The following is a 3731-nucleotide window of genomic DNA, read 5'->3' as shown; positions in this document are numbered from 1 at the left end:
CGGTCAGGGCGCCCGCACGGGCTCCACCCGGTCCTTCGGCAGGGCGGCCGTCGCCTGCCGGGTCCGGGGCCCGAAGACCGCCAGGACGATCGCGCCGAGCAGCCACGCCCCGGCGATGAGGTAGAAGACGCTCTGGTACCCGCTGCCCTGGTAGACGGCGGCGACGATCAGCGGCCCGGCCGCGTTGGAGAGCCGGCCGAGGCCGTAGGAGACGCCGGTTCCCAGCGAGCGCCCGCGGGTGTCGAAGAGCTCCGGGGAGTAGGCGTAGGCGAGCGCGGTGTACCCGCGCTCGAACATGTTGACGAGGAAGCCGAAGACGATGATCAGGACCGGGTTGAAGGTGAGTCCGTACAGCAGCCCGCACAGGGCGATGACGGTACCGAACGCCGCGAGGGACCACTTGCGTTCGAACCGGTCGGTGACCAGGGAGGCCAGGTACGAACCCAGCGGCGCGCCGACCGTGGTGAGAGCCACGTAGAAGACGGACTTCTCGACGCTGAACCCCTCGTTGGCCAGCAGCGTGGGCGCCCAGCTGGAGAAGCCGAAGAAGCCGATGGTCTGCGTCACCCACAGCACGGTGAGCAGCAGCGTCGGGTACAGGTACTTCTTCTGGAGCAGCAGGCGCAGCGGCGCACGGGTGACCGGGGGCTCCTCCACGGGCGGCAGCGGCTCGGCGAGCGGGCCCTTCTCGGCGGCGACGCTCTCCTCGATCTCCCGGAGGATCCGGTCCGCCTCGGCGTGGTCGCCCCGGCTCTCGTGCCAGCGCGGGGACTCCTTCAGCCGCTTGCCGAAGAGGACGAGCAGGATGCCGAGCGAGCCCCAGAGGTAGACCAGGCGCCACGACCAGTCGTTGAGCGGCACGACGGCGCTGGCGATGAGGTTGGTGGCCGGGGTGCCGCAGATGCCGATGACGATGGCGTACGCCTGGAACTTGCCGCGCACGGCGGCCGGGTACATCTCGTTGACGTAGATCACCGCGACGACGGTCATCGCCGCGAGGCCCGCCGAGGTCAGCACGCGGAAGACGCCCAGGGACACGATGTCCCAGGCGAACACCGAGACGAACGAGAAGAAGCCGAACCACAGGGTGGTCAGCATCAGGGTCCGCCTGCGGCCCCACCGGTCGGCCATGGCCCCGGCGCCGATCGAGCCGAGGAACATGCCGACGAACGACAGGGAGGTGACGTAGGCGACCTGGTCGATGGTCACGCCCCACAGGCCGATCAGCTTGGGCGCGGTCGTCGCGAAGGTGTTGATGTCCGCGAACTCGAAGAAGTAGGCGAAGGAGATGGCCAGGAGGGTGACCTTGTGGAACCGGCCGACGGGCAGTCTGTTGATCCGGTTCAGCGCGTTGGCGTGCGGTACCGCCTGCGGGTGTGTCATGGGAGGTGCCTTCTCGGGGGAGTCTGCGAGGGGTGGGGCGGGTCCGGCGGGCGGGGCGGGCCCCGGCGGCGGACGGTCAGGGGGTCTCGCCGGGCCAGTACAGGCGCATCGGGTTGTCGACGAGCAGCCGGCGCTGCTGGTCGGCGGTGACCGCGAAGAGCGGTATGTGGTCGACGAGGAGTCCGTCGTCGGGCATGTGGCCGGTGAGGTTGGGGTGCGGCCAGTCGGTGCCCCACAGCACGCGGTCGGGGAACTCCTCGACCACGCGGCGGGCGAAGGGGACGACGTCGGTGTAGGCGTGCCGTTCGCCGTCCACGGCCCAGGGCCCGCCCACGCTGAGGCGCTCGGGGCAGGTGACCTTCACCCATACGTCGTTGGCCTCGACGAAGCGCAGGAACCGGCGGAACTCGGGCCCGTCGACGGGACGGGTCACGTCGGGCCGGCCCATGTGGTCGATCACCAGCGGGGCGGGCAGGGCGGCGAAGAAGTCCTCGAGGTCCGGCAGGTCCGCGCTCTCGAAGTAGAGGACGATGTGCCAGCCGAGCGGGGCGATCTTCTTCGCGATCACGGCGAGGTCGTCCCGCGGCGAGGCGTCGACCAGGCGGCGTACGAAGTTGAACCGCACGCCGCGCACACCGGCGGCGTCCAGTTCCCGCAGTTCCCGCTCGGTGACGTCCGGACGGACCGTGGCCACGCCGCGGGCCCGGCCGCCGGAGGCCCGGACGGCGTCGACCATGGCGGAGTTGTCGGCGCCGTGACAGGTGGCCTGCACGACGACGTTGCGGGCGAAGCCCAGCCGGTCGCGGAGGGCGAACAACTGCTGCCTGCCCGCGTCGCAGGGGGTGTACTTGCGTTCCGGCGCGAACGGGAAGTCGGCCTGCGGGCCGAAGACGTGGCAGTGCGCGTCCACGGCGCCCGGGGGCAGCCGGAACGCGGGCACCGAAGGGTCCGGGCACCAGTCGAGCCAGCCCGGGGTCTTGGGGGCGAGGGGGTGCGGGTCGCTCATGGTTCTCCTGGTCCTGCGCGTCGTTTCCGGACGGCTGGAGCCTGGCCCGGCGCTGGGCCCGGAGAAAGGTGTCGCGACACGGATCTAACCTCGCCTTAACATTCCCGGCGCCCCTCTGACGTGCGGCGATGTGCCGTACGCCACAGGTCGGCGGGGCCTTCGTGGTCTACATTCGGGGCCCCGGGGCACGCCCGGTTCCGGGGTGCCGAGGGCGACGAGGGAGGTGTGGGCACGGATGCGGATACTGCTGGCCGAGGACGACGACGGCGTGGCCGCTGCTCTCGTGGAGGTGCTGTACGACCACGGCCACGACACGCGGCGGGTCCGTCACGGCAGGGACGTCCTGACCTATCACCGCAGCGCCGAGCTGCTCATCCTCGATCTCGGACTGCCCGACGTCGACGGCCTCGAGGTGCTGCGCGGGCTGCGCGCGGTGAGCGACCTGGCCGTGGTGGTGCTGACCGCCCGGGGCGACGAGCGGTCGGTGGTGCGCGGACTGCGTCTGGGGGCCGACGACTACCTGGTCAAGCCGGTGCGCCTGGCCGAACTGCTCGCCCGCATCGAGGCGGTCACCCGGCGGGCCGCGGCGCGCACGACGGCGCCTCCCGCGGGCCCGCGCACCGTGCGCGCCGGTGACGTCGAGGTCGACCTCGAGGCCCGCCGGGTCCGGGTGGCGGGGGTGGCGGTCGAGCTGACCGCGAAGGAGTTCGACGTCCTGGCGGTGCTGGCGGGGCGGGCGGGCACGGCGGTCAGCCGTGAGCAGGTCCTCGACGAGGTGTGGGGCGACGCCCACCGCGCGGTCTCCCGTTCCCTGGACGTGCACCTCGCCCAGGTGCGCGCCAAGCTCGGACGGCCCGGACTGGTCACCACCATCCGGGGCTTCGGCTTCCGTTTCGGGAACTGAGGCAGGCGCGTGCGCTCCCGGGTCCGGACCGTGCTGCTGCTCTTCGTGGTCCTCACGGTGGCCGCGTTCGCCGTTCCGCTGCTGCTGTTCACCGCCTCCGACCGCACCCAGCAGCTGATCCTCGCCCGGGGTGCGGACCTCGACCGTTTCGGGTCGCTGATGGACCAGGCGGCCACGACCGGCGACTTCTCGGTGGTCGCCGCGGAGGCGCGCCGCCACACGCAGCTGTACGGGGAGCCGATCGTGATCACCGACGTCGGCCGCGCCCCGGTCGTCCAGACCGGCGGGATGCGGGCCTCGGACCCGGCGGTCGCCGGGCTGGTCGACGCGGCCCTGCGCAACCAGACGACGCACCCCACCCACGCCCTGCACCCCTGGTCGCACGGACACCGGATGTTCGCCGAGCCGGCGGGCACCGGGACCAGGGTGACGGGGGCG

General features: G+C 72.1%; 3 protein-coding genes and 1 pseudogene. 2 read left to right on the top strand and 2 right to left on the bottom strand.

The annotated features are described in order from the left end of the window. Positions 1-3 precede the first annotated feature (3 nt). Positions 4-1383, bottom strand: coding sequence for an MFS transporter (locus HW445_RS22055; protein WP_180222710.1), 1380 nt, complete (start codon positions 1381-1383; stop codon positions 4-6). A gap of 76 nt (positions 1384-1459) precedes the next feature. Further along, positions 1460-2389, bottom strand: a complete 930-nt coding sequence (locus HW445_RS22050; RefSeq protein ID WP_180222709.1) for an amidohydrolase family protein — start codon at positions 2387-2389, stop codon at positions 1460-1462. 235 nt (positions 2390-2624) lie between these two features. Here HW445_RS22050 and HW445_RS22045 point away from each other — a divergent pair, with 235 nt between their 5' ends. Both HW445_RS22045 and HW445_RS22040 read left to right on the top strand, forming a co-directional pair. Next, a complete protein-coding gene (locus HW445_RS22045) occupies positions 2625-3293 on the top strand; it encodes a response regulator transcription factor (RefSeq protein ID WP_180222708.1) in 669 nt (222 codons plus the stop codon). 9 nt (positions 3294-3302) lie between these two features. Next, positions 3303-3731 (top strand): annotated as a pseudogene (locus HW445_RS22040) (sensor histidine kinase); the annotation flags it as partial.

Origin of the sequence: Streptomyces sp. UH6 (assembly GCF_013421635.1) — a bacterium.
Lineage (GTDB): Bacteria > Actinomycetota > Actinomycetes > Streptomycetales > Streptomycetaceae > Streptomyces > Streptomyces abyssomicinicus.
The sequence above is the reverse complement of the archived record's forward strand: the minus strand, read 5'-3'. Positions and strand labels throughout refer to the sequence as shown.

Coding starts and splice junctions, on each gene's coding strand:
- HW445_RS22050 (WP_180222709.1), bottom strand. CDS start 2,389: ATGAGCGACCCGCACCCCCTCGCCCCCAAGACCCCGGGCTGGCTCGAC.
- HW445_RS22055 (WP_180222710.1), bottom strand. CDS start 1,383: ATGACACACCCGCAGGCGGTACCGCACGCCAACGCGCTGAACCGGATC.
- HW445_RS22045 (WP_180222708.1), top strand. CDS start 2,625: ATGCGGATACTGCTGGCCGAGGACGACGACGGCGTGGCCGCTGCTCTC.